The following is a 25,090-nucleotide window of genomic DNA, read 5'->3' as shown; positions in this document are numbered from 1 at the left end:
CCCCGCCCGAAACGTTCGGTCAGTCTAGCGGGGCGCCTTCACTCGCGGTCGCGCCGAGCGCGTGTCTGCTCGGCGCGCTGCGCCAGCAGGTCGTCCGCGGGGTAGCCGACCGCGGTCAGCGTCAGCCCGCGTGCGGCGAGCACCTTCACCTCGGGCACGCGCTCCTGGGCGTCACGGATGTCGACGACGTCGTCGATGTCGAGCCGGCCGTCGCCGACGGCGACGCACGCGCCGACCAGCGCGCGCACCATGCTGTGGCAGAACGCGTCCGCCTTGACGTTCGCGACCAGCACCCCGGCGTCGTCGCGGTGCCAGTCGAACTCGAGCAGCGTGCGGATCGTGGTCGCCTCTTCGCGCGGCTTGCAGTAGGCGGCGAAGTCGTGCAGACCGACAAGGGCGCCGGCAGCGGCATCCATCGCCTCGGTGTCGAGGATTGCCCGCACCGAGGTCGTCCGATGGCGCTCGAGCGGGTCGTACCCGGTGATGCTGTCGCCGATCCGGTACTCGTAGCGACGCCACACGGCGGAGAAGCGGGCATCGAAGCCCTCGGGCGCGATGCGGGAGCCGAGCACCGCCACGTCGGAATAGGCACCGACGACGCCGGTCATGCGCGCGGCCAGGGCGGCGGCGCGGTCCTCGAGCGTCTGTGTCCCGCTTCCCGGGCGCGCCTGCCGTGCGCGCAGGCGCTCGACCTGGGCGTCGTCGAGGTCGACGTGCGCGACCTGGCCCGTCGCATGGACACCGGCGTCGGTGCGACCGGCGACGACCAGCCGGGGCTGGCCGCCGAGCACCCGGGCGAGGGCCGACTCCAGCGTCTCCTGCACCGTGCGGAGCCCGGGCTGGCGTGCCCATCCGCGGAAATGCGTGCCGTCGTAGGCGATGTCGAGGCGGATACGCACCTGCCCAGCCTAGTGAGCCGCAGCTGTCGTCCCTCAGGCTCGCGACGTAGGATTGCCGTTCCCCCACTCCTTTCGTTCGCGAGAACCCATGACGTCGACTGCGCCCACCGCCCGCTTCGCCGGGCTCGACGGCATGCGCGCCATCGCGGTGACGCTGGTTGTGGTCTACCACCTGTTCCCACCCCATGTGCTGCCGGGCGGCTTCCTGGGCGTCGACGTGTTCTTCGTCATCAGCGGGTTCCTCATCACCAGCCTCCTGCTGCGCGAGCACACCGCCACCGGCCGCGTCGCGCTCAGACGGTTCTGGCAACGCCGCGCCCGCCGCCTCCTCCCGGCCCTCGCGGTCGTCGTGGCCGTCTGCTCTGCGCTCGCGTGGCTGATCGGCGGCGACGTACTCGTCGACCTGGACGCCCAAGTGCTCGGCGCCGCCACCTTCAGCTACAACTGGGTCTCGATCGCCGGTGGTGGCGGCTACTTCGCGGCCGCCACACCGGAGCTGTTCCGCAACTTCTGGTCGCTCGCCGTCGAAGAGCAGTTCTACCTGGTCTGGCCGCTCGTCTTCCCGCTGTTCCTGCTGCTGCCGCGCGCCTGGGCACGCATCGCCGCGGCGTTCGCGCTGGCCGCCGGCTCGGCGGCGTGGATGGACGTCGTCGTGTCGAGCGGCGGGGACCTCACGCGCGCCTACTTCGGCACCGACACCCACGCGTTCGGGCTGCTGCTGGGCGTCAGCCTGGCCTTCCTGCTCGCCCCGCTGTCACGTGCGCGCTGGGCCGACTCGTCCGCGGCGCGCCGCCTCACCGGCGCGGCCGGAGTCCTCGCGGTCGCAGGGCTCGTCGCACTCACGGCGCTGCCGCTCGGCGGCGAGGCGACCGCGTTTCCCGGCGCTCTCCTCGCGGCGAGCCTGCTCAGCGCCGTCGCGATCGTCGCAGGAGTCTGGCCCGGCTCCCGGTTCGGACGCGCGCTCGACGTCCGGCCGCTGCGCTGGGTCGGAGACCGCTCGTACGGCATCTACCTGTGGCACTGGCCGCTGCTCGTGCTGGCCGTCGCCGCGTTCGCGCCCGGCGCCACCGTCGCGACGGCGCCGGTCTGGATCGGCGTGGGAGTGCTCGCGGCGACGGCTGCGGCATCCGCTCTGTCGTTCCGCCTGCTCGAGATGCCGGTGCGGCGACTCGGCTTCCGCACGTCGGCGCGCGCCCTCGCAGCCCGGCTGCGCGGCGGCCCCCGCGCGCGCCTGCGGGTGCTCGGCGTCGCGATGGCCGGCGCCCTCGTGCTCGCCGGCGCCGGCGCGGCACTCGCGGCGGCCCCCGACGAGTCCAGCGCCGAAGCCGCCGTCCGCGCCGGCCGCGACGCCCTCGCGCAGGCGATGCGCGACGCTCCCCCGGCGCCCATCGCGCCGACGCCGGCGGATGCCGCACCCACCGCTTCCGCGGACGTCACGGGCGACCAGATCACCGCCATCGGGGATTCCGTGATGCTCGCCTCGGCGGGCGGGCTCGTCGAGCGCCTGCCGGGAGTCGACGTCGATGCGGAGGTTTCGCGCTCGATGTGGGCGGGCCCGCGCATCGTGGACGACCTCGCAGCGACCGGCAGCCTGCGTACCTACGTCGTCGTCGCGCTCGGCACCAACGGGCCCGTCGACCACGAGTCGCTCGAGCACCTGGCCGACTCGGTCGGCCCCGAGCGCGGCCTCGTGCTCGTGAACGCGTACGCGCCCCGCGACTGGATCCCCGGTGTCAACGCCGAACTCGCCGCGTTCGCCGAGGACCACCGCAACGTGGCCGTCGCGGACTGGTCGGGTGCCATCGCCCCGCACGAGGACCTGCTCGCCGGCGACCGGATCCACCCGGGCGCCTCCGGTGGGCGCATCTTCGCCGACACGGTCGCGGCCGCCGTCGACGAGCTTGCGGAGGAGCGCCGCACCGCGGCGGCCGACCGCGCCGAGCGTCTCGACCAGATCTTCAGCGCCGACCTCACGCCGTAAGGGCGCGCGGGACGCAGATGCAGCGAGACCCGCCACCCTGACAGGTGGCGGGTCTGGCGATGCAAAGGGTGACCGATTACTCGGACTTCTCCTCGGCGGGAGCCTCGACGGCGTCCTCGGCAGCAGCCTCGGCGGCGGCGCCCTCCTCCGGCGACTCGGCGCCGGCCTCGGCGGCCTCGTCGGTGGCGGGGGTCTCCTCGGCGGGGGTCTCCTCGGCGGGGGCCCCATCGGCGACCGGAGCGGCCTTCGCGGCAGCGGCCTTCTTCGCGGACGGCTTCTTCGTCACGGGCTCGAGGACGAGCTCGATGACGGCCATGGGCGCGTTGTCACCCTTGCGGTTGCCGACCTTCGTGATGCGGGTGTAGCCGCCCTCACGGTCCGCGACCAGCGGCGCGATCTCGGTGAAGAGCTCGTGCACGACCGACTTGTCACCGATGACCGACAGCACGCGACGACGCGCGTGCAGGTCGCCGCGCTTGGCGAACGTGATCAGTCGCTCGGCGAGCGGACGCACGCGCTTGGCCTTGGTCTCGGTCGTCTTGATCGACTTGTGGGTGAACAGCGCAGCGGCCAGGTTCGCAAGCAGCAGACGCTCGTGGGCGGGGCCGCCTCCGAGGCGGGGACCCTTCGTGGGCTTGGGCATTCTTTGTTACTCCAGGATCAGATTCGGGGGGTCCGGAACTCAGACGGTCTCGTCGTCGTAGCCGCCGTAGAAGTGCGCGCCGTCGAACCCGGGGACCGAGTCCTTCAGCGACAGGCCGAGCGAGACGAGCTTGTCGCGCACCTCGTCGACCGACTTCTGCCCGAAGTTGCGGATGTTCATGAGCTGCGTCTCCGAGAGGGCGACGAGCTCCGACACGGTGTTGATGCCCTCGCGCTTGAGGCAGTTGTACGAACGCACCGACAGGTCGAGGTCCTCGATCGGCATCGACAGCTCGTTCGAGAGGACGGTCTCGACCGGCGCCGGGCCGATCTCGATGCCCTCGGCCTCGACGTTGAGCTCGCGGGCCAGGCCGAAGAGCTCCGTCAGGGTGCGACCGGCCGAGGCGACGGCGTCACGCGGGGCGATCGAGGACTTGCTCTCGACGTCCAGCACGAGCTTGTCGAAGTCGGTGCGCTCACCGGCACGCGTCGCGTCGACGCGGTACGAGACCTTCAGCACCGGCGAGTAGATCGAGTCGACCGGGATCTGGCCGGCCTCGGCGTACTCGTTGCGGTTCTGCGTCGCCGAGACGTAGCCGCGGCCACGCTCGATGGTCAGCTCGAGCTCGAACTTGGCGGTGTCGTTGAGCGTCGCGATGACGAGCTCGGGGTTGTGCACCTCGACACCGGCCGGCGCGGAGATGTCGGCGGCGGTGACCTCACCGGCGCCGGTCTTGCGCAGGTACGCGGTGATGGGCTCGTCGCGCTCGCTGGAGACGACCAGCTGCTTGATGTTGAGGATGATCTCGGTGACATCCTCCTTCACACCCGGGATGGTGCTGAACTCGTGGAGGACGCCGTCGATGCGGATCGACGTCACTGCGGCACCGGGGATGGATGACAGGAGGCTGCGACGCAGCGCGTTGCCGATCGTGTAACCGAAGCCGGGCTCCAGCGGCTCGATGATGAAGCGGCTGCGGAACTCCCCGATCTTCTCCTCGGTCAGAGTGGGACGCTGTGCGATGAGCACTATGTGTTCCTTTCGATCACGTGCCCGCTATATGACACGTGCGGTGGGTGAGGTGTTGAGTTTTACTCGAGGGATGCCGGAGCCGCCGCCCGCATGGGCGGGGGCTCCGGCATCCGTGAAAAAGGGGATGTCAGACGCGGCGGCGCTTCGGCGGACGGCAGCCGTTGTGGGCCTGCGGCGTCACGTCCTGGATCGAGCCGACCTCGAGGCCGGCGGCCGTGAGCGAGCGGATCGCGGTCTCGCGACCCGAGCCCGGGCCCTTCACGAAGACGTCGACCTTCTTGACGCCGTGCTCCTGCGCCTGGCGGGCAGCGGACTCCGCGGCCATGCCGGCGGCGTACGGCGTCGACTTGCGCGAGCCCTTGAAGCCCACGCCACCCGACGACGCCCAGCTGATGACAGCGCCCGACGGGTCGGTGATCGAGACGATCGTGTTGTTGAACGTCGACTTGATGTGGGCCTGGCCCAACGCGATGTTCTTCTTCTCCTTGCGGCGCGGCTTGCGCGCGGCGGACTTGGCCTGTGCCATGTGCGTTCTCTCCTAAACCCTGGGGACCGCGCCTTAGCGCGCCTTCTTCTTGCCGGCGACGGTGCGCTTCGGGCCCTTGCGGGTACGGGCGTTCGTCTTCGTGCGCTGACCGCGCACCGGGAGGCCGCGACGGTGGCGGATACCCTCGTAGGAACCGATCTCGACCTTGCGGCGGATGTCGGCGGCGACCTCGCGGCGAAGATCGCCCTCGACCTTGTAGTTGCCTTCGATGTGGTCGCGGAGTGCGATGAGCTGGTCGTCGCTGAGGTCCTTGACGCGGATGTTCTCGTCGATCTCCGTTGCTGCGAGGATCTCGTTCGAGCGGGTACGGCCCACGCCGTAGATGTACGTGAGGGCGATCACCACGCGCTTGTCGCGCGGGATGTCAACGCCGGCAAGACGTGCCATGCGGTTTCTCCTGTGGAGTGAGTGGAGGTGTGGAGCAGGATCGGTGCCCGGGCCTCCGCCCGAGGTGTCCCCTCCGGAGAGGTTCTGATCCTGCCTGTGATGTGTTCAGTTGTGGAGACTGTCGTGCGTCGCGGGGTTTCGACTCGCTTCGCTCGCTCAACCTTGATTCGGGATCGCATCAACGCTCGCTGGCGCTCGCATTGACCCGACGCGAATCAACCCTGGCGCTGCTTGTGACGCGGGTTGCTCTTGCAGATCACCATGACGCGACCGTGGCGGCGGATGACCTTGCAGTGGTCGCAGATGGGCTTGACGGAGGGGTTGACCTTCATGTTCTTTCCTGATTCGCTGTCTTCGCCGGGCAGGCTTCTCGGCTCGGTTGCTGAGCCTGTCGAAGCACTGGGGCGTTACTTCTCGACCGGTCTAGCGGTAGCGGTAGACGATGCGCCCGCGGGTGAGGTCGTAGGGCGACAGCTCCACGACGACACGGTCCTCGGGGATGATGCGGATGTAGTTCTGCCGCATCTTGCCTGAGATCGTGGCAAGAACCTTGTGTCCGTTGGAGAGCTCAACGCGGAACATCGCGTTGGGCAGCGCCTCGGACACGACGCCCTCGATCTCGATGACACCGTCTTTCTTCGCCATACGCTCGCTAACACTTGTGCAGACCGGTCGGTCTGCGGTGGATGGGGTTCGGTGCTACGACACGCCAATGAAGGCGCAACGCACCAAAGATCAAGCATACGTGATAGTGGATGCCGCGGCAACTCGGTGCCGCCGTGCTCACTGTCAGTCGAAGAGCGTCGCGAGCTCACCGGCCGCGGGCAGCGTCGAGTTCGCGATGACCTCGCCGTTGACGGCGACGGTCGGCGTGCCGATCCCCTGCGATCCGGGCTGGATCGGCGTCTGCGCGGTCATCTCGGTCACGAAGCCGGCGTAGGTGCCGTCGTTGACGCACGAGTCGATGCCCGTCACGCCGACGCCCGACGCGATGTCGAGGATCTCGCGGTTCGTGAGACCCGAGGAGCCTTCCGCAGGCTGGTTCGCGAACATCGCCTGCAGGAACGGCAGCGACGCGTCGGGGTCTGCGTCCGCGACGCAGTACGCGGCGTTCGCCGCGCGCGTGGAGAACTGGGTGCCGCTCGACTGGCTGTCGAGGATCGAGATCGGGTGGATGCCGAGGGTGATGCTGCCGTCGTTCACCATCCCCTCGATCTCCGCGCCGTACACCTGCTCGAACTGGTTGCAGACAGGGCACATGAAGTCGATGTACGTGTCGAGGCGGTCCTCGCCGTCGCCGACGAGGATGGCGCCGGTCTCGCTGTCGATGCCCGCTGACGACGGCGGGTTCACCTCGGTGGGCAGCGGCTTGGGCGTCGCCGCGTTGTTCAGCGTCACCACCAGGACGACGACGAGCACGAGGGCGACCGCGACGCCCGCCGTCACCCAGATCGCGAACCAGTTCGTCTTGCGTGCTGCCTGTGCCATCTCGCGCCTCCTAGGCGATCTCGCGCGGGGTCACGCCGAAGGGCGCAAGGCCCGCGGCACCGCCGTCGGGTGCCGTGAGCACCCAGATTCCGTCCTCGTGCACGGCCACACTGTGCTCCCAGTGGGAGCCCGCCGTGCCGTCGAGCGTCGAGACGGTCCAGCCGTCGTCCTCGACGAAGGTGGCCTGATCGCCGATCACGACCATCGGCTCGATCGCGAGGACGAGCCCCGGGCGCACCTCAGGTCCCGGATCCGGAACGCGGTAGTTGAACACCGAAGGCGACTCGTGCATCTTGCGGCCGATGCCGTGACCCACGTACTCGCGCAGGATGCCGTAGGTCCCGGACTCCGGCGAGTTCGCCTCGATGTACTGCTGCACGGCCGTGCCGATCTCACCGATGTGCTTCGCCGACGCCAGTGCCGCGATACCGGCCCACAGGGACCCCTCGGTCACGTCCGAGAGCTGCCGGCGCTCGGCGACGACCTCGGGTCGGGCGCCGTCGGGCAGCACGAAGGTGAACGCCGAGTCGCCGTTCCAGCCCTTGTACTCGGCCCCCGCATCGATGGACACGATGTCGCCGGGGGCGAGGACGCGATCACCCGGGATGCCGTGCACGACCTCTTCGTTGACCGAGGCGCAGATGGTGTGGCGGTACCCGCGCACCATCTGGAAGTTCGACTTCGCACCCCGTGCCGTGATGAGAGCGGATGCCGAGGCGTCCAGCTCCGCCGTCGTCACGCCCGGGGCGATCAGACTGCGTGCGGCGTCGAGCGCCGCGGCCGTGATCAGCCCGGGCTCGACCATGGCCCGCAGCTGGGCGGGCGACTTGTAGATCGAACGGCGCAGCGACACGGGATCAGGCGGCGGCGGCGCGGTTGAGGCCGCGCGCTTCCAGCGCCGCGATGATGCGGTCGGTGATCTCGTCCAGCGAGCCGATGCCGTCGATCCGGTCCACGATGCCGCGCGTGCGATACACGTCGAGGATCGGCGCCGTCTCGCGCTCGTAGATCGCGAGACGGTTGGCGATGACCTCTTCGGTGTCGTCGCTGCGGCCCTGCTCGGCAGCGCGCAGCGAGATGCGGGCGATGCTCTCGTCGCGCGGCACGTCGAGCTCGATGACCGCGTCGAGCTCCTCGTCACGGCCCTCGAGGAACTCGTCGAGGTGCATGACCTGGGCGACGTTGCGGGGGTAGCCGTCGAGGAGGAAGCCGTCAGCGGCATCCTGCTGAGACAGGCGGTCGCGCACGACCGCGCTCGTCAGCTCGTCGGGGACGAGATCGCCCGCCTCGATGATGGCCTTCACCTGCTGGCCGAGCTCCGTGCCCGCCGAGACGGCGCCGCGGAAGACGTCGCCCGTCGAGACGGTGGGGATGCCGAACGCCTCCGCGATGCGGATGCCCTGCGTGCCCTTGCCGGAGCCCTGCGGTCCGACGATGAGAAGACGGGTCATCGGAGAAGCCCTTCGTAGTGGCGCTGCTGGAGCTGTGCGTCGATCTGCTTCACCGTCTCGAGGCCGACGCCGACGATGATGAGGATCGAGGCGCCGCCGAACGGGAAGTTCTGGTTGGCGCCGACCGTGGCCAGTGCGATCAGCGGCAGCAGTGCGATCAGACCCAGGTAGATCGAGCCCGGGAGCGTGATGCGCGTCAGCACGTAGTCGAGGTACTCGGCCGTCGGACGGCCCGCACGGATGCCGGGGATGAAGCCGCCGTACTTCTTCATGTTGTCGGCGACCTCGACCGGGTTGAACGTGATCGCGACGTAGAAGTAGGTGAACCCGACGATGAGCAGGAAGTACAGCGCCATGTACAGCGGGTGATCGCCGCGCACGAGGTACAGCTGGATCCAGGCCACCCAGGCCGGGACCTCTTCGCCTGCCTGCGGCTGGTTGAACTGCGCGATGAGGGCCGGGATGTACAGCAGCGACGATGCGAAGATGACGGGCACGACGCCGGCCATGTTCACCTTGATCGGGATGTACGTGTTGGTGCCGCCGTACGTGCGGCGACCCACCATGCGCTTGGCGTACTGCACCGGGATGCGGCGCTGGGACTGCTCGACATAGACCACGAGCGCGACGACGACGATGCCGACCGCGAGCACCAGCAGGAAGACCTCGAAGCCCTTGGACTGCCAGATCGCCCACATCGAGGCGGGGAACGCCGCGGCGATCGAGGTGAAGATCAGCAGCGACATGCCGTTGCCGATGCCGCGCTCGGTGACGAGCTCGGCGAACCACATGATGAGGCCGGTACCGGCGGTCATCGTGATGATCATCAGGAGCTGAGCCCACCACACGTCATTGGTGAGGAGCTGCTCGCACTCGGGAACACCGGTGGTCCCGAAGAGCTGGCCGCTGCGGGCCACGGTGACGAGCGTCGTCGACTGCAGGAGCGCCAGCGCGATCGTGAGGTAGCGCGTGTACTGCGTCAGGCGCGCCTGGCCCGACTGGCCCTCCTTGTAGAGGGTCTCGAAGTGCGGGATGACCACGCGCAGCAGCTGCACGATGATCGTGGCCGTGATGTACGGCATGACGCCCAGCGCGAAGATGGACAGCTGCAGCAGTGCGCCGCCCGAGAACAGGTTGACCAGCGACAGCAGTCCCTCGGTGCCCTCCGAGGCCCGCAGACACGTCTGCACGTTCGGGAAGTCGACGAACGGCGCCGGGATGTGCGCACCGAAGCGGTACAGGGCGATGATCGCCAGGGTGAATGCGATCTTCCGCCGCAGGTCGGGTGTGCGGAAGATCCGCGCGATGGCGCTGAACAAGAGGATTCCTCCAGAGGGGGGCATCGGCACGCAGACGTGCCGACGTCCAGGGTAACCCAGTGGGGGCCGGAGCAAGCTCCGACCCCCACTGTGCGCGTATTACTTGACGGTGCCGCCCGCGGCGACGATCTTCTGCTCGGCGGAACCCGAGACCTTGTCGACCGACACGGTGAGCTTCACCGAGATGTCGCCGGTGCCGAGCACCTTGACCTTCTCGTTCTTGCGCACTGCACCCTTGGCGACCAGGTCGCCGACGGTGACGTCGCCACCGGCCGGGTACAGCTCCGCGAGCTTGTCCAGGTTCACGACCTGGTACTCGACGCGGAACGGGTTCTTGAAGCCGCGGAGCTTCGGGGTGCGCATGTGCAGCGGCATCTGCCCACCCTCGAAGCCGACCTTGACCTGGTAGCGGGCCTTCGTACCCTTGGTACCGCGACCCGCCGTCTTGCCCTTCGAGCCCTCACCGCGACCCACACGGGTCTTCGCCGTGTTGGAGCCGGGGACCGGACGCAGGTGGTGCACCTTCAGCACGCCCGGGCGTGAAGCCGGGACGTCCTTCTTGGGAGCAGCCTTCTTCGAGGCGGCAGCCTTGGGGGCGGCATCCTTCTTGGCAGCAGCCTTCTTGGCAGGAGCCTTCTTGGGCGCCTCAGCCACGACGGCTTCGTTCTTCTCGGCCTTTTCAGCCATCAGTCGATCTCCTCAACCTTCACGAGGTGGGCGACGGTCCGCACGTAACCGCGCGTCTGCGCGTCGTCGGGACGGACGACGGAGTCGCCGATCCGCTTCAGACCGAGCGAACGCAGCGTGTCGCGCTGGTTCTGCTTCTCACTCACCTTGGACTTGACCTGCGTGACCTTCAGACGCGCAGCCATCAGACACCTGCCTTCGCAGCGGCCGCGGCCTCAGCCTCGGCACGGACGAGACGGGCGGGGGCGACCTGGTCGAAGTCGAGACCGCGACGCGCGGCGACCGCACGGGGCTCCTCGAGCTGCTTCAGGGCCTCCACCGTCGCGTGGACGATGTTGATCGTGTTCGACGAGCCGAGCGACTTCGACAGCACGTCGTGGATGCCGGCGCACTCGAGCACGGCACGCACCGGGCCACCGGCGATGACACCGGTACCGGCAGCGGCCGGGCGCAGGAGCACCACACCGGCAGCGGCCTCACCCTGCACGGGGTGCGGGATGGTCGAGCCGACGCGCGGCACGCGGAAGAAGTTCCGCTTGGCCTCTTCGACGCCCTTCGAGATCGCCAGGGGCACCTCACGGGCCTTGCCGTAGCCGACGCCCACCACACCGTTGCCGTCGCCGACGACGACGAGCGCGGTGAAGCTGAAGCGACGACCACCCTTGACGACCTTCGACACGCGGTTGATGGTGACGACGCGCTCGAGGAACTGGCTCTCGTTGCGGTCGCGGCCACCGCGGTCACCGCGGGTCTGGTTGCGCTCGCGTCCACCGCGGCGCGGCTCGCGCTCGCGCTCGGCGGGCGCCGTCGCGGCGGCCTCGGCCGGAGCCTCGGCAGGTGCCTCTGCGGTCACGATGTTCTCCTTGTTGTCACTCACAGGTTCAGACCTCCCTCGCGGGCGCCGTCGGCGATCGCCGCGACACGGCCCGCATAGCGGTTGCCGCCACGGTCGAACACGACGTCCGAGACACCGGCGGCCTTGGCACGCTCCGCGAGGAGCTCACCGACCTTGCGTGCCTTGGCGGTCTTGTCACCGTCGAACGTGCGCAGATCGGTCTCGAGAGTCGAGGCCGAGGCCACGGTGTGGCCCTTGCTGTCGTCGACGACCTGCACGAAGACGTGGCGGGCCGAACGGGTGACGACGAGGCGCGGACGCAGCTCGGTGCCGACGACCTTCTTGCGCAGGCGGGCATGACGACGCGAACGCGCCTGAGTCTTTGTCTTGACAGCCATGGTTACTTACCACTCTTTCCGGCCTTGCGACGAACGACCTCGCCGGCGTACCGCACACCCTTGCCCTTGTACGGCTCGGGCTTGCGGATCTTGCGGATGTTCGCGGCGGCCTCGCCGACGGCCTGCTTGTCGATGCCCGAGACCGTGAGCTTGTTGTTGCCCTCGACGGTCAGGGTGATACCCGCGGGCGGGTCGACCAGGACGGGGTGCGAGAAGCCAAGAGCGAACTCGACCGCCGTGCCCTTCTGCGCGACGCGGTAACCCGTGCCGACGACCTCGAGACCCTTGGTGTAGCCCTGGGTGACACCGATGATGTTGTTGTTGATGAGCGTGCGGGTCAGGCCGTGGAGCGAACGCGAGGCGCGCTCGTCGTCGGGACGGGTCACGATGACCTGGCCCTCTTCGACCTTGACTTCGATGGGACGGGCCACGGTGAGCGCGAGCTCGCCCTTGGGGCCCTTGACGGCGACATCCTGGCCATCGACCGAAACGGTCACGCCGGCGGGGATGTCGATCGGAAGACGACCGATTCGCGACATGTCAGATCACCACACGTAGGCGAGGACTTCCCCACCCACGCCCTTCTGCTCGGCCTGGCGGTCCGTGAGGAGGCCAGAGGAGGTGGACAGGATCGCGACGCCGAGGCCGCCGAGGACGCGGGGGATCTCGGTGGACTTCGCGTAGACGCGGAGGCCGGGCTTCGAGACGCGCTTGATGCCGGCGATCGACCGCTCGCGGTTCGGGCCGTACTTGAGCGTCAGCGTGAGGGTCTGGCCGACGCGGGCGTCGTTGATCTCCCACGCGGAGATGTAGCCCTCCTGCTTGAGGATCTCGGCGATGTGGGTCTTGAGCTTGGAGCTCGGCAGCGACACAGAGTCGTGGTGCGCCGAGTTCGCGTTGCGCAGACGGGTCAGCATGTCTGCGACCGGGTCTGTCATTGTCATTTGTTGATTCCTTTGTTCACGAGGTATCGGCTGGCGTTACACGCCAGACGACCTTCCATGATTGCCGTATTCAGTTGTGGGATGCGGGATGCCGCACATGGCGGCATCCCGCGAGGATCACGCCTGCGCGTCGTCCGACTTGAACGGGAAGCCCAGGTGGCGCAGAAGCGCGCGGCCCTCGGCATCCGTCTTCGCCGACGTCACGATGGTGATGTCGAAGCCGCGGACGCGGTCGATCTTGTCCTGGTTGATCTCGTGGAACACGGACTGCTCCTGGAGACCGAACGTGTAGTTGCCGTTGCCGTCGAACTGCGCACCCGACAGGCCGCGGAAGTCGCGGATGCGGGGCAGGGCGAGGTTGACGAGACGGTCGATGAACTCCCACGCGCGGTCGCCCCGGAGGGTGACGTGCGCGCCGATGGCCTGACCCTCGCGCAGCTTGAACTGCGCGATGGACTTGCGGGCCTTGGTCACGACCGGCTTCTGACCGGTGATCTTGGTGAGGTCGTCGACCGCGCCATCGATCACCTTGCTGTCGCGAGCTGCCTCGCCGACACCGGTGTTCACGACGACCTTGACCAGGCCGGGCGTCTGCATGACGTTGGCGTAGCCGAACTCGTCCTGCAGAGCCTTCTTGATCTCGGTGTTGTACTTCTGCTTCAGGCGCGGCTGGATCTTGCCAGCCGGCGCGGCAGTTGCGGTGCTCATCAGAGGTCCTTGCCTGACTTCTTCGCGTAGCGCACGCGGACGGTGCGCTTCACGCCGTCCTTCGTCTGCTCCTCGACCCGGTGGCCGACGCGGGTCGGCTTCTTGGTCGAGGGGTCGACGACGGCGACGTTGGAGATGTGGATCGGGGCTTCCATCGTCTCGATGCCGCCCGTCTTGGTGCCGCGCTGCGACTGGCCGACGCGGTTGTGCTTCGTGACGAAGTTCACGCCCTCGACGATGACGCGGTTCTGGTCGGCGAGGACCTCGAGGACCTTGCCCTGCTTGCCGCGGTCGCCGCCCTTGTCCTGCTTCTTGCCGTTGAGGACCTGAACCAGGTCACCCTTCTTGATCTTGGCCATGGGGTCAGATCACCTCCGGTGCGAGCGAGACGATCTTCATGAACTTCTTGTCGCGAAGCTCACGGCCGACCGGTCCGAAGATACGGGTGCCGCGGGGCTCCCCGTCGCTCTTCAGGATCACGGCGGCGTTCTCGTCGAACTTGATGTAAGAGCCGTCGGCACGACGGGTCTGCTTGACGGTACGGACGATGACGGCCTTGACCACATCGCCCTTCTTGACGTTGCCGCCCGGGATCGCGTCCTTGACGGTGGCCACGATGATGTCACCCACGCCCGCGTAACGGCGGTTCGAGCCGCCGAGAACGCGGATGGTGAGCAGCTCCTTGGCGCCCGTGTTGTCGGCGACCTTGAGGCGGGACTCGTTCTGAATCACTTGGCCTTCTCCAGGATCTCGACCAGACGCCAGCGCTTCGTGGCGCTCAGCGGGCGGGTCTCGTTGATGAGCACGAGGTCACCGATGCCGGCCGTGTTGCCTTCGTCGTGCGCCTTCACCTTGGAGGTGCGGCGGATGACCTTGCCGTACAGCGGGTGCTTCACGCGGTCCTCGACCTCGACGACGATGGTCTTGTCCATCTTGTCGCTGACGACGTAGCCGCGGCGGGCCTTGCGGTAGCCGCGGGCGTCGACGTCGCGCACATCGTGCTCGGACGACTCGTGACCCTTGGTCTCGACCGCGTCGGCGGCCTTCTTCGTGTCAGCCATTACTCGGCCTCTTCCTTCGCGGCCTCGTCAGCGGCATCCGCCTTCTTGGCCTTCGTCTTCTTCGCCTTCGTCGCCGTCTCCAGCGGAGCGGGAGTGGCACGGATGCCGAGCTCGCGCTCACGGATCACGGTGTAGAGCCGCGCGATGTCGCGCTTGACCGCACGGATGCGGCCGTGGCTCTCGAGCTGGCCGGTAGCCGACTGGAAGCGCAGGTTGAACAGCTCTTCCTTGGCCTTGCGCAGCTCCTCGACGAGGCGCTGGTCTTCGAACGTGTCGAGCTCGCTCGGAGCGAGCGTCTTGGTGCCGATCGCCATTACGCGTCGCCCTCCTCGCGCTTGATGATGCGTGCCTTCAGGGGCAGCTTGTGGATTGCGCGGGTCAGGGCCTCACGAGCGAGTTCCTCGTTGACGCCGGCGACCTCGAAGAGGACGCGACCCGGCTTGACGTTTGCGACCCACCACTCGGGCGAACCCTTACCGGAACCCATGCGGGTCTCGGCCGGCTTCTTGGTGAGCGGACGGTCGGGGTAGATGTTGATCCACACCTTGCCGCCACGCTTGATGTGACGGGTCATCGCGATACGAGCGGACTCGATCTGACGGTTCGTCACATACGCGGGCGTGAGGGCCTGGATGCCGAACTCGCCGAAGGAGACCTTCGTGCCGCCGGTGGCCTGGCCGGAGCGACCCGGGTGGTGCTGCTTGCGGTACTTGACCTTGCGGGGAATAAGCATTACGCCGATGCTCCTTCTGCCACGGGGGCCTCGTTGCGGCGGTCGCCACGGTCGCCACGGTCGCGGGGGCCGCGACGGTCGCCGCGGTCGCGGGCCGGCTTCTGGTTGGCCTGCTCGCGAGCGAGCTCCTTGTTGGTGAGGTCGCCCTTGTAGATCCAGACCTTCACGCCGATGCGGCCGAAGGTGGTCTTCGCCTCGTAGAAGCCGTAGTCGATGTTCGCGCGCAGCGTGTGCAGCGGCACACGACCCTCGCGGTAGAACTCCGAGCGGCTCATCTCGGCGCCGCCGAGGCGGCCGGAGACCTGGATGCGGACGCCCTTGGCGCCGGCGCGCTGGGCGCCCTGCAGGCCCTTGCGCATCGCGCGGCGGAACGCCACGCGAGCGGTGAGCTGCTCGGCGATGCCCTGCGCGACGAGCTGAGCGTCGGCCTCGGGGTTCTTGACCTCGAGGATGTTCAGCTGGATCTGCTTGCCGGTGAGCTTCTCGAGGTCGGCGCGGATGCGCTCGGCCTCGGCGCCGCGACGACCGATCACGATGCCCGGGCGGGCGGTGTGGATGTCGACGCGAACGCGGTCACGGGTGCGCTCGATCTCGATGTTGCTCACGCCGGCCCGGTCGAGCTGGGTCTGCAGGAGCTTGCGGATCTTGATGTCCTCGGCGACGTAGTCGGCGTAACGCTGACCGGGCTTCGTCGAGTCCGAGAACCAGCGCGACACGTGGTCGGTCGTGATACCGAGGCGGAAGCCGTAGGGGTGGACTTTCTGTCCCATTACTTGCTCGCCTTCTTGGTCTTGGCAGCCGGCGTCGTGTCGGTGACCTCGGGGGTCGACAGCACGACGGTGATGTGGCTGGTGCGCTTCTTGATCTGGAAGGCACGACCCTGCGCGCGGGGGCGGAAACGCTTGAGCGTCGTGCCCTCGTCGACGTACGCGTTGGCCACGTACAGGTCCTGCTCGTCCAGGTACTCGCCGTCCTTGTCTGCCTTCACGCGAGCGTTCGCGATTCCGGCGGCGACGAGCTTGTAGATCGGCTCGCTCGCGCTCTGCGGCGCGAACTTGAGGATGGCCAGGGCCTCCTCAGCCTGCTTGCCCTTGATGAGCGCGACGACACGACGAGCCTTCTGAGGGGTCACGCGGATGTGTCGCACGCGTGCGATGGACTCCACCATTTCTCTCTCCTCTGCCCCCGCGTCAGCGGCGGCGGCCCTTCTTGTCGTCCTTCACGTGGCCGCGGAAGGTGCGGGTGGGCGCGAACTCGCCCAGTTTGTGGCCGACCATGGTCTCGGACACGAACACGGGGATGTGCTTGCGTCCGTCGTGCACGGCGATGGTGTGACCCAGCATGGCCGGGATGATCATCGAACGGCGCGACCAGGTCTTGATGACGTTCTTGGTGCCGGCTTCGTTCTGGACGACGACCTTGCGAAGCAGGTGCTCGTCGACGAAGGGGCCCTTCTTAAGGCTGCGAGGCATCTTCCTCTACTCCTACTTCCGCTTCTTGCCGGCGTTGCGACGACGGACGATGTACTTGTCGCTTTCCTTGTTCGCGTGACGGGTGCGGCCTTCGGCCTGACCCCACGGCGAAACCGGGTGACGACCACCGGAGGTCTTACCCTCACCACCACCGTGGGGGTGGTCGACCGGGTTCATCGCGACACCGCGGACGGTCGGGCGGATGCCCTTCCAGCGGTTGCGGCCGGCCTTGCCCCAGTTGATGTTCGACTGCTCGGCGTTGCCGACCTCGCCGACGGTCGCACGGCAGCGCGCGTCGACGTTGCGGATCTCGCCCGAGGGCAGACGCAGCTGGGCGTACGGGCCGTCCTTCGCCACGAGGCGAACCGACGTACCGGCCGAGCGCGCCAGCTTCGCGCCGCCGCCGGGGCGGAGCTCGATGGCGTGGATCACGGTACCGGTGGGGATGTTCTTCAGCGGCAGGTTGTTGCCCGGCTTGATGTCAGCCGAGGCGCCCGACTCGACGATGTCGCCCTGCGACAGCTTGTTCGGCGCGAGGATGTAGCGCTTCTCGCCGTCGAAGTAGTGCAGGAGCGCGATGCGCGCGGTGCGGTTGGGGTCGTACTCGATGTGAGCGACCTTGGCGTTGATGCCGTCCTTGTCATTGCGACGGAAGTCGATGACGCGGTACTGACGCTTGTGGCCACCACCGATGTGACGCGTGGTGATGCGGCCCTGGTTGTTGCGGCCACCGGTCTTGCTGAGCGGGCGGAGGAGCGACTTCTCAGGCGTCGATCGGGTGATCTCGGCGAAGTCGGCCACCGACGAGCCGCGGCGACCCGGGGTCGTGGGCTTGTACTTGCGAATAGCCATATCTCTAGTCCTCTATCCCGACCGTCAGCCGACTGCCGTGAAGATGTCGATGGTGCCCGACTTCAGGGTCACGATGGCGCGCTTGGTGTCCTTGCGCTTGCCGGTGCCGAAGCGGGTACGACGGGCCTTGCCCGTGCGGTTGAGCGTGTTGACCGCTGCGACCTTGACGCCGAAGATCTTCTCGATCGCGAGCTTGATCTCGGTCTTCGAAGCGCGGGGGTCGACGAGGAAGGTGTACTTGCCCTCGTCGATGAGCCCGTAGCTCTTCTCCGAAACGACCGGCTTCAGGATGATGTCGCGCGGGTCCTTGTAAACGGCGGTCATGCCGAGGCCTCCTCGGTGACGGCGGTCTTCGACGCGATGAACGCGTCGAGGGCGGCCTTGGTGAAGACGATGTCGTCCGAGACGATCACGTCGTACGCGTTGAGCTGGTCGAACGGCAGCACGTGGGCGAACGAGATGTTGCGCACGCTCAGCACCGCGAGGTCGTCGTCGCGGTCCACGACGACGAGCACGTTCTTGGTCGCTCCCAGTGCGTTGAAGACCGTCGTAGCGGCCTTCGTCGACGGGGCGCCCTCGATGCCGAAGGTGTCGATGACGTGCAGACGCTCGCCACGAGCACGATCGCTCAGCGCGCCCAGCAGGGCGGCGGCGATCATCTTCTTGGGCGTGCGCTGCGAGTAGTCGCGCGGCTTCGGGCCGTGCACGATGCCACCGCCGGTCATCTGCGGCGCGCGGATGGAGCCCTGGCGGGCGTTACCCGTGCCCTTCTGCTTGAAGGGCTTGCGGCCGGCGCCCGAGACCTCACCGCGACGCTTGGTCGAGTGGGTGCCCTGGCGAGCCGCCGCGAGCTGCGCGACGACGACCTGGTGGATGAGCGGGATGTTCGTCTTGACGTCGAAGATCGAGGCCGGGAGCTGGACCGAGCCAGCAGCCGAGCCGTCTGCCTTCACGACGTCGAGCGCGAGAGTCGAGTCAGCCATGTGATCAGGCACCCTTCACTGCGTTGCGGACGTAGACGATGCGGCCACGCGCGCCGGGGACGGCGCCCTTGACGAGCAGCAGACCCTTCTCGGCGTCGACGGCGTGCACCTTGAGGTTGAGGACGGTCACGCGCTCGCCACCCATACGGCCGGCCATGCGCATGCCCTTGAAGACGCGGCTCGGGGTCGACGAGGCGCCGATCGAACCGGGCTTGCGGTGGTTGCGGTGCGCACCGTGCGAAGCGGAGACGCCCTTGAAGTTGTGGCGCTTCATGACACCCGCGGTGCCCTTGCCCTTGCTGGTGCCGACGACGTCGACCAGCTGGCCGGCCTCGAACGTGCCGTCCACCGTGAGCTCCTGACCGAGTGAGTAGTCAGCAGCGTCCGCGGTGCGGACCTCGGTGAGGTGACGGCGCGGGGTGACACCCGCGGCCTCGAAGTGAGCCGTCAGGGGCTGGTTCACCTTGCGGGGGTCGATCTGGCCGTACGCGATCTGAACGGCCTTGTAGCCGTCCTTCTCGGGCGTGCGGACCTGGGTGACCACGTTCGGCGCGATCTCGATGACGGTGACGGGAACGAGCTTGCCGTTCTCGTCCCACACCTGGGTCATGCCGAGCTTGGTGCCCAGCAGGCCCTTGGAAACCTTGTTGTTGATGTCAGCCATGTCGAACCTCAGAGCTTGATCTCGATGTTGACATCGGCCGGGAGGTCGAGACGCATGAGCGAGTCGACAGCCTTCGGCGTCGGGTCGACGATGTCGATCAGACGCTTGTGGGTGCGCATCTCGAAGTGCTCGCGGCTGTCCTTGTACTTGTGGGGAGAACGGATCACGGCGATCACGTTCTTCTCCGTGGGAAGGGGCACGGGGCCCACGACCGTCGCGCCCGCACGGGTCACGGTGTCGACGATCTTGCGTGCCGACGAGTCGATGACCTCGTGGTCGTACGACTTCAGGCGAATGCGGATCTTCTGTCCCGCCATTGTCTGCTCACTCTCTTTCTCGCGTCATACCCCAGTGGCATTGGACGCACGTGGCGCTTTGCGCCTGGCACTTGCGCACCGCTGTTCTGCTGTCAATCCGGGTGTCGCGCCGAAGCGCTGCTCCCGGTATCCGTTCTCCGCCCGCGCGCGAAGCATGGCTCCGCAGTGGGTGGATTCGAGATGTGGTGGTTCTGCTGCCCGCGGCCTAGGACCCAGCGCGTTGCGCTTGCCTATGCACTGCCCTGGCAGTGATCCGACGCACGCCAAGAGGGGCGTCGGAATGTGGAACCTCACTAGTCTACGTGCAGCCCGGGCGTGTCGCAAACTCGGGCGTGTCGCGGCGCGGGTATGCTCGGCCGTTTCCCAGACGGGGCGCCGGCGGGGTGCCGCTGACCACAGCAGAAGGGGCGGCCGCGCTGTGCGCGACCGCCCCTTCTCCACCGATGAGTCGGTGGTTACTGCGTGCTCGCGTGACGGCGACGGTAGGCCGCGATCGCCACGACGGCGATGCCGGCGAACAGTGCCGCGCCGCCCGCTGCGACGACGATCGGGCTGACGCCGCCACCGGTCACGGCCAGCGCCTCGGTGTCGGTCGACGCCGGGGTGCCCCCGCCGACCGGCGGGTTGGCGCACTCTGCGGATGCCTCGGGGTACTGGACCTCGGTCGAGTACGACGGGTTGACCTCGAAGCGGACGGTGACGCCGGCGCGGGTCCACGCGAAGTTGCCGTCGGTCTCGACGTACTCGCCGTTCACGAGCTCCCAGCCCGGCCACATCTTGGGCGCGGTCGCCGAGGCACCCGGCCACAGCAGCTCGCCGCTCAGCGGCTGGTTCTCGACGACGTAGTCCTCGCCATCCGGGTTCACGAACGTGATCGTGACGGGGGTCTCGCTGTCCGCCTCGAAGCCCTCGGGCAGCGTCACCGCGTAGCCGAGGTAGGGCACGTCGCCCACGCAGACAGAGTCGATGTCACCGGGAACGAGCGGGCAGTTCTCGTCGATCTCAGCCTCGGTGAGGTCGCGCTCGGTGACGACGTCCTCCGAAGTCGGCTCGCCGAGCACCCAGGTCTCGGTCTCCGCGTTCCAGATGTACTCCGTGGTCGTGGTGGTCGTGGTGACCGTCGCCGTCGTGGTCGCGCAGTCGAAGGTCGTCTTGCTGGACTCGCTCTTCAGGGGCTCCGGCTGCTCCGGTTCCTCCGACTCGCAGTCATCGGTGAGCTGGGCGAGGTCCGGGACGGTCCAGCTGACCTTCACACCCGCCTCGAAAATCGTGCCGGGATTCGGCAACGCGGTCCAAGTCGTCGTGCCGTCGCCGTTATCCTCAGAAGTCCAGTTCACGTCCTCGCTGCGGGTGATGAACCCATCAGCAAGACATGTCGGCGGAGTCACCGTAAGCGTAGGCGTCACGACGGTCGGCTCACCCTCGGGGTGGTCGCCCTTGCAGACGATCCAGTGCGACACCTCGGACTGCACACCGCTGCCCGTGGGCGGCGAGGCATAGGCGACTCCTGCCTCGGGGCTCTCGACCACGTTGTTGGTCGTGGCGCCCTTGACGATCAGCGCCACCCAGCCGTCGTAGCCCCACGACTCGTCGAACTCGCTCAGCGTCACCGTCAAGCCGTCATCGGTGATGGAGCCGTGCGGGGTGCGGTCGCTCTTGTCGTGAGCGAAGCAGTCGGCGTTGAAGGCGGCGTAGCGCGCCTCCCAGTACGAGGCCTTGTTCGCCTCGGGCGTGAAATCCTCCAGAACTCCGATCTCGCCGACGATCGTGACCGCATCGCCGTCGTCCGCGGGCGGCGCGGCGGACGCGCCGGCGGTGACCAGCGGGGCCACGACGAGTGCCGCGGCCACCAGCGCCCCAGCCAAAGCCTTGAAAGTTCTCTTGCGCACTGCAGACACAGTGTTCCTCCCCTAATCGGCGCCGAGCGCCGTCCCAGCGGTGCGCAGAGCGCACCGTACTTCCCAGCGACGCACCGGAGCACGCCGTACTTCCCAGCAGCGTGCGGGGGCACGCCGTACTTCTCTGCGACGCGCGGAGGCACGTCGTACTCGTCCGGCACGGGGGTGCCGATCTTCTTCCGACCTTGATGCGGTGCGCGGGGGCACACGTTGTCCGGACCGTGAGGGCCGGTTCCCGGATCACCTGGCGGGGCCGCGTGAGACCGGATTTCCGCCGCCTTTCCCGAAGGCTGCGAAAACGACGGAGGACCGCCGTTCGTGCAGGCTATCGCTCCCCGGCCGAATGCGCGAATCGGCGCGCGGAACGCGTGCGGCAGACGCGCTCGAGCCCCTCGCGTTCGGGGTGCGAGGGGCTCGAGCTTCCGGCCCGTCAGAGCAGGCCGGAAGTGGGTGGGAGAGAGCGGGCCTTGGGGCGGTCCCGCCCTCTCTCACGTCAGATGGTCGCCTTGACCTCTCCGCGGCGGCGGCGGGCGATGATCAGCATCGTCGTGCCTCCAAGCAGAGCGAACAGGCCCATGATGACCAGCAGTGGCGGCAGTTCCCCGCCACCGGTCGCGGGCAGCGGCGGCTGCGCCGCGGGGCACACCTCGACCGACTGCGACGCGGAGGCAGGCTCGTCGTTCGACGGGGTGACCGTGGCGGTGTTCGGGTGCGTCGCGCACGCGCCGTCGACGGTCGACAGGTCACGCGAGTACGTGAAGACCTTCTCGCCGTCGACCGCGTTCAGCGCGACCTCGTCGCCGAACTCGACCGCCGTGTCGGACACGGTCGCGCTGGCATCCGTCGTCGTGGGCGCCACGTCAGCGAAGTCCACGTCGGCGGTCGCTTGCGCAGCACCCGAGGTGCCGAGCAGCTCCTCGGCGTCCCAGGCGATGTCCACCGTGTTAGTGACGGCCGTCTCGGCGGTCGCGTCGGCCAGGATGCACTCGTACGGGAACTCCACACTCGCGCCGGCCGGGATCACGAGGTCGTCGGTCCCGGCGACCTCGCACTCCCCACCCGGCAGAGTGTCTTCCAGCGTGATGGCGACATCCACGTCATTCGGGTTGGTGACCGAGATGCTCCCCCACACCGCGAAGTTCGAGTCCATGGCGACCGTCGGCGTGACGGTCACGGTGTACGCGAACACCGCCGACGCACCGGCGCCGACCGTAGCGGAGGTGTGGTCCACCGTCTTGGTGATCGTCCAGTCGTAGTCCCGATCGAACGACCCTTCGGCCGTCTTGCTGACGATGAGGTCCTGGTAGTCGCAGACCGTGACGGTCTCGTCCACCTGCTCGCCCGTCTCTTCGATCCACGCGGTGTTCGTGTAGTCGACGCAGGTGCCCGGGGTGCCGTCGAGCGTCAGCTCGTACGTGAACTCCGTCGGGCCGTCCGCCCAGTTGGCGGTGCCCAGCTCGACCGGGTTCTCCGGGTCGGTCATATCGTCGATCACCGTGATGGTGTCGTTGATGAGAGTCTTGTCCCAGTCAGCCTCGGTGATGGGCGCGGTGTACTCCGCATTCGAACCCGGGCTCGATGCCTCGTCGGCGTCCCACGTCACCGTCGCCTTGTTGGACCCCGTGATGAACGGGCCGTCCTCCGAGAAGCTGCAGGTGTAGTCGAACGTCTTGGTCGAGTTCGCGGGGATCGTCGCGTCGACGCCTCCCGTGACCGTGCACGAGGCCCCGTCGAACGACGGCACGTCGGTCACGGTCGCCGTCACGTCGCGGCTGTTCGGGTTGGTGACGTCGATCTCGCCCTCCATCGCCCAGTCGGAGTCGGTGGCGGCACCGGGAGTCACCTCGACGGTGTACTCGAAGGTCGCCTGGCCGTTCTCGTCGACCGTGCGGACCGTCTCGTCGACGCTCTTGGCGATGTCCCACGCGTACGTCCGCGTCAGGCTCACGACGACGTTCTTCTCGATCGTGAGGTCCTCACCGGTGCAGACCTCAACGGTTGCGCTGTCGGAGAGCTCCGGCTGAGTGACTGTTGCGGCGATCGACGCGGTGTTGTCATACTCCTTGCACGCGCCGGCCGCGACGTCGTCCCCGAGGGTGCGCGAGTAGGTGAAGACCGTAGGCTTGCTGACGTCGGTCACTGTCTTCGGCCCGTCGAACTCGGCCGCGGTGTCGGACACCGTCACCGAGGCATCCGTCGTCGTGCTCGGCGCCACTCCCGCGAAAGTGAAGCCGGCGGTCGCCTGCGCCGAACCGGCAGGGATCGCCGACGAGTTCCAGGTCACAGTCGCCGTGTTCGTGCCCGCGGATCCCGAGGGGAGGGTGCAGCCGTATGCGACGTCGGCGGTGCCGCCGGCCGGAACCGTGGGCAGCTGCGGGGTCGTGATCGTGCACTCCGCGCCGGGAATCGAGTCCGTGACGCCAGTGATCGGGACCGCGATCGGATTGGTGTTGGTGACCGTGATCACGCCCGTGACCGTGAAGCCCGAGTCGATCGGGCCCGACGGCGTCACGGTGACGACGTAGTCGAACGTCGCGTTCTCACCGGGGCGCACGGTAGCGCTCGCGGGGTCGACTGACTTCTCGATCTCCCAGTTGTAGTCGCGGACGAACGACGGGGAAGCGGTCTTGGTAGCCGTCAGTGGCACACACGTCGACGGCGGGGTGACTGTCAGCGGACCGGCCCAGGCCTGGATGTTGCCGCCGAGCTCGTTGTTGTTGCCGGTGAAGGACCGGATGTAGACGGCCGAGCCGAGCGTCGGCGGGCAGCCGGGCTTGACATTGGCAAGCAGGGCCAGGTTGAGCCCGACCTCGACGAACGTGCCGTCGGCGTTGGTGACACCCATGAAGCTGTTCGCCGGGAAGTCGCTCGTGACGCAGGTGCCCGGGTAGGACGCAGTGTCGGTGTAGGTGCAGACGCCGCGAAGTATGGTGCCGTCGTTGCCGCTCTGGTCGAGGAAGAACACGGTGCCGCCAAGCGAACGGTCCGGCTGGGGAACGTTGCCATCACCGCCGGAACGAGTCGGAGCCTTGGTGATCTCGATGATGAACCCTGAGGAGCCGGTACCGCTGGCGCGATCCCATGCCGCGAACAGGATCGGGTCGCCGCCCACAGTCGTCGACCATGCCTGCGCGTTCAGGATCGTGGCGTGCTGTGACGGACTGCCGGCGGCGTACCACGTGGACGGGTCGCTGTCGTCATTGGTGGTCTTGTACGGGCCGTGGCTGTTGGTGCTCGCGTCGGGGACGCTGTCCCAGTCCTGACCACCGCAGTTGACCGGGCGGTCACCGTCGATCTCGAAGCCGTAGAAGAGCGCCGGACACGCGAGCGCCACGACGTCCTCCTCCGCGGGCGCTGCAAGTGCGGCAACCGGAGCGGCCGGCTCTTCAGCCTGCGGCTCTTCTGCAGGAGCCGCGGGCTCTTCAACCGCAGGCGCTTCGACCGCAGGCGGTTCGGCCGCGGGCTCTTCGGCTGCTGGTTCCTCGGCCACGGTCTCTTCCGCAGGCGGCGGGGTTGCAGCGTCCGACGATGACGTTTCTGTCGTCGCCTCGCTGGTGGCGGCGGGATCGGTCGGAGTCACCTCCTCGGCCGATGCCGGGGACATACCCGAGAACACGAGCGAACTCGCGACGACAGCCGCGAGCCCTCCCACATACCGGCGTCTCTGAAGCGCGATCTTGCGCTCCTGAGTCCGCTCTTGACGCATGCGACGGCGCAGTCCCTCATTCGAGGCGCGCGCGAAACTACGATTGAACATCACTTCACCCTTGGTCGTCACGACACAGGGCGCC

Annotated in this window: 34 protein-coding genes; 1 reads left to right on the top strand and 33 read right to left on the bottom strand. The window is 67.9% G+C overall.

The annotated features are described in order from the left end of the window. Positions 1 to 38: 38 nt before the first annotated feature. A complete protein-coding gene (gene truA / locus MRBLWS13_RS16300; protein WP_349426366.1) occupies positions 39 to 899 on the bottom strand; it encodes a tRNA pseudouridine(38-40) synthase TruA in 861 nt (286 codons plus the stop codon). A gap of 88 nt (positions 900 to 987) precedes the next feature. On the opposite strand from truA, the gene MRBLWS13_RS16295 reads away from it, so the two are divergent. After that, a complete protein-coding gene (locus MRBLWS13_RS16295) occupies positions 988 to 2,880 on the top strand; it encodes an acyltransferase family protein (protein ID WP_349426365.1) in 1,893 nt (630 codons plus the stop codon). Positions 2,881 to 2,956: 76 nt separating this feature from the next. Here MRBLWS13_RS16295 and rplQ read toward each other — a convergent pair whose 3' ends face one another. The 32 genes from rplQ to MRBLWS13_RS16135 form a co-directional block, all read right to left on the bottom strand. Beyond that, the gene (gene rplQ, locus MRBLWS13_RS16290) at positions 2,957 to 3,523 is read right to left on the bottom strand and encodes a 50S ribosomal protein L17 (RefSeq protein ID WP_349426364.1); all 567 of its coding nucleotides are present in this window, start codon (positions 3,521 to 3,523) and stop codon (positions 2,957 to 2,959) included. Positions 3,524 to 3,562: 39 nt separating this feature from the next. Further along, positions 3,563 to 4,552: a DNA-directed RNA polymerase subunit alpha gene (locus tag MRBLWS13_RS16285; RefSeq protein WP_349426363.1), complete on the bottom strand. Its 990-nt coding sequence runs from the start codon at positions 4,550 to 4,552 to the stop codon at positions 3,563 to 3,565. Between the two features lie 130 nt (positions 4,553 to 4,682). Then, positions 4,683 to 5,081: a 30S ribosomal protein S11 gene (gene rpsK, locus MRBLWS13_RS16280; RefSeq protein WP_018171470.1), complete on the bottom strand. Its 399-nt coding sequence runs from the start codon at positions 5,079 to 5,081 to the stop codon at positions 4,683 to 4,685. Between the two features lie 33 nt (positions 5,082 to 5,114). Then, positions 5,115 to 5,489 carry a 30S ribosomal protein S13 gene (gene rpsM / locus MRBLWS13_RS16275; protein WP_163618869.1) on the bottom strand — a complete coding sequence of 125 codons (375 nt, stop codon included), beginning with the start codon at positions 5,487 to 5,489 and terminating at the stop codon, positions 5,115 to 5,117. A gap of 215 nt (positions 5,490 to 5,704) precedes the next feature. Further along, positions 5,705 to 5,821: a 50S ribosomal protein L36 gene (rpmJ, locus tag MRBLWS13_RS16270; protein WP_005050492.1), complete on the bottom strand. Its 117-nt coding sequence runs from the start codon at positions 5,819 to 5,821 to the stop codon at positions 5,705 to 5,707. A gap of 91 nt (positions 5,822 to 5,912) precedes the next feature. Next, a complete protein-coding gene (gene infA, locus MRBLWS13_RS16265; RefSeq protein WP_018171468.1) occupies positions 5,913 to 6,134 on the bottom strand; it encodes a translation initiation factor IF-1 in 222 nt (73 codons plus the stop codon). 144 nt (positions 6,135 to 6,278) lie between these two features. After that, positions 6,279 to 6,977 carry a thioredoxin domain-containing protein gene (locus tag MRBLWS13_RS16260; protein WP_349426361.1) on the bottom strand — a complete coding sequence of 233 codons (699 nt, stop codon included), beginning with the start codon at positions 6,975 to 6,977 and terminating at the stop codon, positions 6,279 to 6,281. A 10-nt stretch (positions 6,978 to 6,987) separates the two neighbouring features. After that, entirely contained in the window at positions 6,988 to 7,830 is an 843-nt protein-coding gene (gene map / locus MRBLWS13_RS16255) for a type I methionyl aminopeptidase (protein WP_349426360.1), read from the bottom strand. A gap of 4 nt (positions 7,831 to 7,834) precedes the next feature. Continuing rightward, positions 7,835 to 8,428 carry an adenylate kinase gene (locus MRBLWS13_RS16250; protein ID WP_349426359.1) on the bottom strand — a complete coding sequence of 198 codons (594 nt, stop codon included), beginning with the start codon at positions 8,426 to 8,428 and terminating at the stop codon, positions 7,835 to 7,837. Further along, complete coding sequence (gene secY, locus MRBLWS13_RS16245) at positions 8,425 to 9,747, bottom strand: preprotein translocase subunit SecY (RefSeq protein ID WP_349426358.1); 1,323 nt, start codon at positions 9,745 to 9,747, stop codon at positions 8,425 to 8,427. Before secY ends, MRBLWS13_RS16250 begins: the two co-directional genes overlap by 4 nt. Before the next feature lie 99 nt (positions 9,748 to 9,846). After that, positions 9,847 to 10,434, bottom strand: a complete 588-nt coding sequence (rplO, locus tag MRBLWS13_RS16240; RefSeq protein WP_349426357.1) for a 50S ribosomal protein L15 — start codon at positions 10,432 to 10,434, stop codon at positions 9,847 to 9,849. Beyond that, a complete protein-coding gene (gene rpmD / locus MRBLWS13_RS16235; RefSeq protein WP_018171461.1) occupies positions 10,434 to 10,619 on the bottom strand; it encodes a 50S ribosomal protein L30 in 186 nt (61 codons plus the stop codon). Before rpmD ends, rplO begins: the two co-directional genes overlap by 1 nt. Next, on the bottom strand, positions 10,619 to 11,311 hold the full coding sequence (gene rpsE, locus MRBLWS13_RS16230; RefSeq protein WP_349426356.1) for a 30S ribosomal protein S5: 693 nt from the start codon (positions 11,309 to 11,311) through the stop codon (positions 10,619 to 10,621). Before rpsE ends, rpmD begins: the two co-directional genes overlap by 1 nt. Beyond that, entirely contained in the window at positions 11,308 to 11,667 is a 360-nt protein-coding gene (gene rplR / locus MRBLWS13_RS16225) for a 50S ribosomal protein L18 (protein ID WP_163618859.1), read from the bottom strand. Before rplR ends, rpsE begins: the two co-directional genes overlap by 4 nt. Before the next feature lie 2 nt (positions 11,668 to 11,669). Beyond that, positions 11,670 to 12,206, bottom strand: coding sequence for a 50S ribosomal protein L6 (gene rplF, locus MRBLWS13_RS16220; RefSeq protein ID WP_349426355.1), 537 nt, complete (start codon positions 12,204 to 12,206; stop codon positions 11,670 to 11,672). A gap of 6 nt (positions 12,207 to 12,212) precedes the next feature. After that, positions 12,213 to 12,611 carry a 30S ribosomal protein S8 gene (rpsH, locus tag MRBLWS13_RS16215; RefSeq protein ID WP_349426354.1) on the bottom strand — a complete coding sequence of 133 codons (399 nt, stop codon included), beginning with the start codon at positions 12,609 to 12,611 and terminating at the stop codon, positions 12,213 to 12,215. 117 nt (positions 12,612 to 12,728) lie between these two features. Beyond that, entirely contained in the window at positions 12,729 to 13,319 is a 591-nt protein-coding gene (rplE, locus tag MRBLWS13_RS16210) for a 50S ribosomal protein L5 (protein WP_349426353.1), read from the bottom strand. Then, entirely contained in the window at positions 13,319 to 13,678 is a 360-nt protein-coding gene (gene rplX, locus MRBLWS13_RS16205; RefSeq protein ID WP_347978067.1) for a 50S ribosomal protein L24, read from the bottom strand. Before rplX ends, rplE begins: the two co-directional genes overlap by 1 nt. 4 nt (positions 13,679 to 13,682) lie before the next feature. After that, positions 13,683 to 14,051, bottom strand: coding sequence for a 50S ribosomal protein L14 (gene rplN, locus MRBLWS13_RS16200; protein ID WP_163618854.1), 369 nt, complete (start codon positions 14,049 to 14,051; stop codon positions 13,683 to 13,685). Further along, a complete protein-coding gene (gene rpsQ / locus MRBLWS13_RS16195) occupies positions 14,048 to 14,380 on the bottom strand; it encodes a 30S ribosomal protein S17 (RefSeq protein ID WP_163618853.1) in 333 nt (110 codons plus the stop codon). The genes rplN and rpsQ overlap by 4 nt, the downstream gene beginning before the upstream one ends. Further along, on the bottom strand, positions 14,380 to 14,694 hold the full coding sequence (gene rpmC, locus MRBLWS13_RS16190; RefSeq protein WP_045301493.1) for a 50S ribosomal protein L29: 315 nt from the start codon (positions 14,692 to 14,694) through the stop codon (positions 14,380 to 14,382). The genes rpsQ and rpmC overlap by 1 nt, the downstream gene beginning before the upstream one ends. After that, entirely contained in the window at positions 14,694 to 15,113 is a 420-nt protein-coding gene (gene rplP, locus MRBLWS13_RS16185) for a 50S ribosomal protein L16 (RefSeq protein WP_018171451.1), read from the bottom strand. The genes rpmC and rplP overlap by 1 nt, the downstream gene beginning before the upstream one ends. Next, entirely contained in the window at positions 15,113 to 15,883 is a 771-nt protein-coding gene (gene rpsC / locus MRBLWS13_RS16180) for a 30S ribosomal protein S3 (RefSeq protein ID WP_163618852.1), read from the bottom strand. The genes rplP and rpsC overlap by 1 nt, the downstream gene beginning before the upstream one ends. Then, positions 15,883 to 16,281 (bottom strand): 50S ribosomal protein L22, encoded by a 399-nt coding sequence (rplV, locus tag MRBLWS13_RS16175; RefSeq protein ID WP_349426351.1) that lies wholly within the window; start codon positions 16,279 to 16,281, stop codon positions 15,883 to 15,885. Before rplV ends, rpsC begins: the two co-directional genes overlap by 1 nt. 22 nt (positions 16,282 to 16,303) lie before the next feature. After that, positions 16,304 to 16,585, bottom strand: coding sequence for a 30S ribosomal protein S19 (gene rpsS, locus MRBLWS13_RS16170; protein ID WP_045275479.1), 282 nt, complete (start codon positions 16,583 to 16,585; stop codon positions 16,304 to 16,306). A gap of 12 nt (positions 16,586 to 16,597) precedes the next feature. Then, complete coding sequence (gene rplB / locus MRBLWS13_RS16165) at positions 16,598 to 17,437, bottom strand: 50S ribosomal protein L2 (RefSeq protein ID WP_349426350.1); 840 nt, start codon at positions 17,435 to 17,437, stop codon at positions 16,598 to 16,600. Between the two features lie 24 nt (positions 17,438 to 17,461). Continuing rightward, positions 17,462 to 17,761 (bottom strand): 50S ribosomal protein L23, encoded by a 300-nt coding sequence (rplW, locus tag MRBLWS13_RS16160; RefSeq protein WP_163618849.1) that lies wholly within the window; start codon positions 17,759 to 17,761, stop codon positions 17,462 to 17,464. Next, on the bottom strand, positions 17,758 to 18,420 hold the full coding sequence (gene rplD, locus MRBLWS13_RS16155) for a 50S ribosomal protein L4 (RefSeq protein WP_349426349.1): 663 nt from the start codon (positions 18,418 to 18,420) through the stop codon (positions 17,758 to 17,760). The genes rplW and rplD overlap by 4 nt, the downstream gene beginning before the upstream one ends. A 4-nt stretch (positions 18,421 to 18,424) precedes the next feature. Continuing rightward, positions 18,425 to 19,084, bottom strand: a complete 660-nt coding sequence (gene rplC, locus MRBLWS13_RS16150; RefSeq protein WP_194414507.1) for a 50S ribosomal protein L3 — start codon at positions 19,082 to 19,084, stop codon at positions 18,425 to 18,427. 8 nt (positions 19,085 to 19,092) lie between these two features. Then, on the bottom strand, positions 19,093 to 19,401 hold the full coding sequence (rpsJ, locus tag MRBLWS13_RS16145; protein ID WP_106816553.1) for a 30S ribosomal protein S10: 309 nt from the start codon (positions 19,399 to 19,401) through the stop codon (positions 19,093 to 19,095). 455 nt (positions 19,402 to 19,856) lie between these two features. Further along, positions 19,857 to 21,290, bottom strand: a complete 1,434-nt coding sequence (locus MRBLWS13_RS16140) for a hypothetical protein (protein WP_349426348.1) — start codon at positions 21,288 to 21,290, stop codon at positions 19,857 to 19,859. Positions 21,291 to 21,792: 502 nt separating this feature from the next. Further along, a complete protein-coding gene (locus MRBLWS13_RS16135; protein ID WP_349426347.1) occupies positions 21,793 to 25,077 on the bottom strand; it encodes an LPXTG cell wall anchor domain-containing protein in 3,285 nt (1,094 codons plus the stop codon). Positions 25,078 to 25,090 lie beyond the last annotated feature (13 nt).

The sequence above is a fragment of the Microbacterium sp. LWS13-1.2 genome (genome assembly GCF_040144835.1).
Taxonomy (GTDB): Bacteria; Actinomycetota; Actinomycetes; order Actinomycetales; family Microbacteriaceae; genus Microbacterium.
Note: the sequence above shows the minus strand (reverse complement) of the source record. Positions and strands in the feature narration are given on the sequence as shown.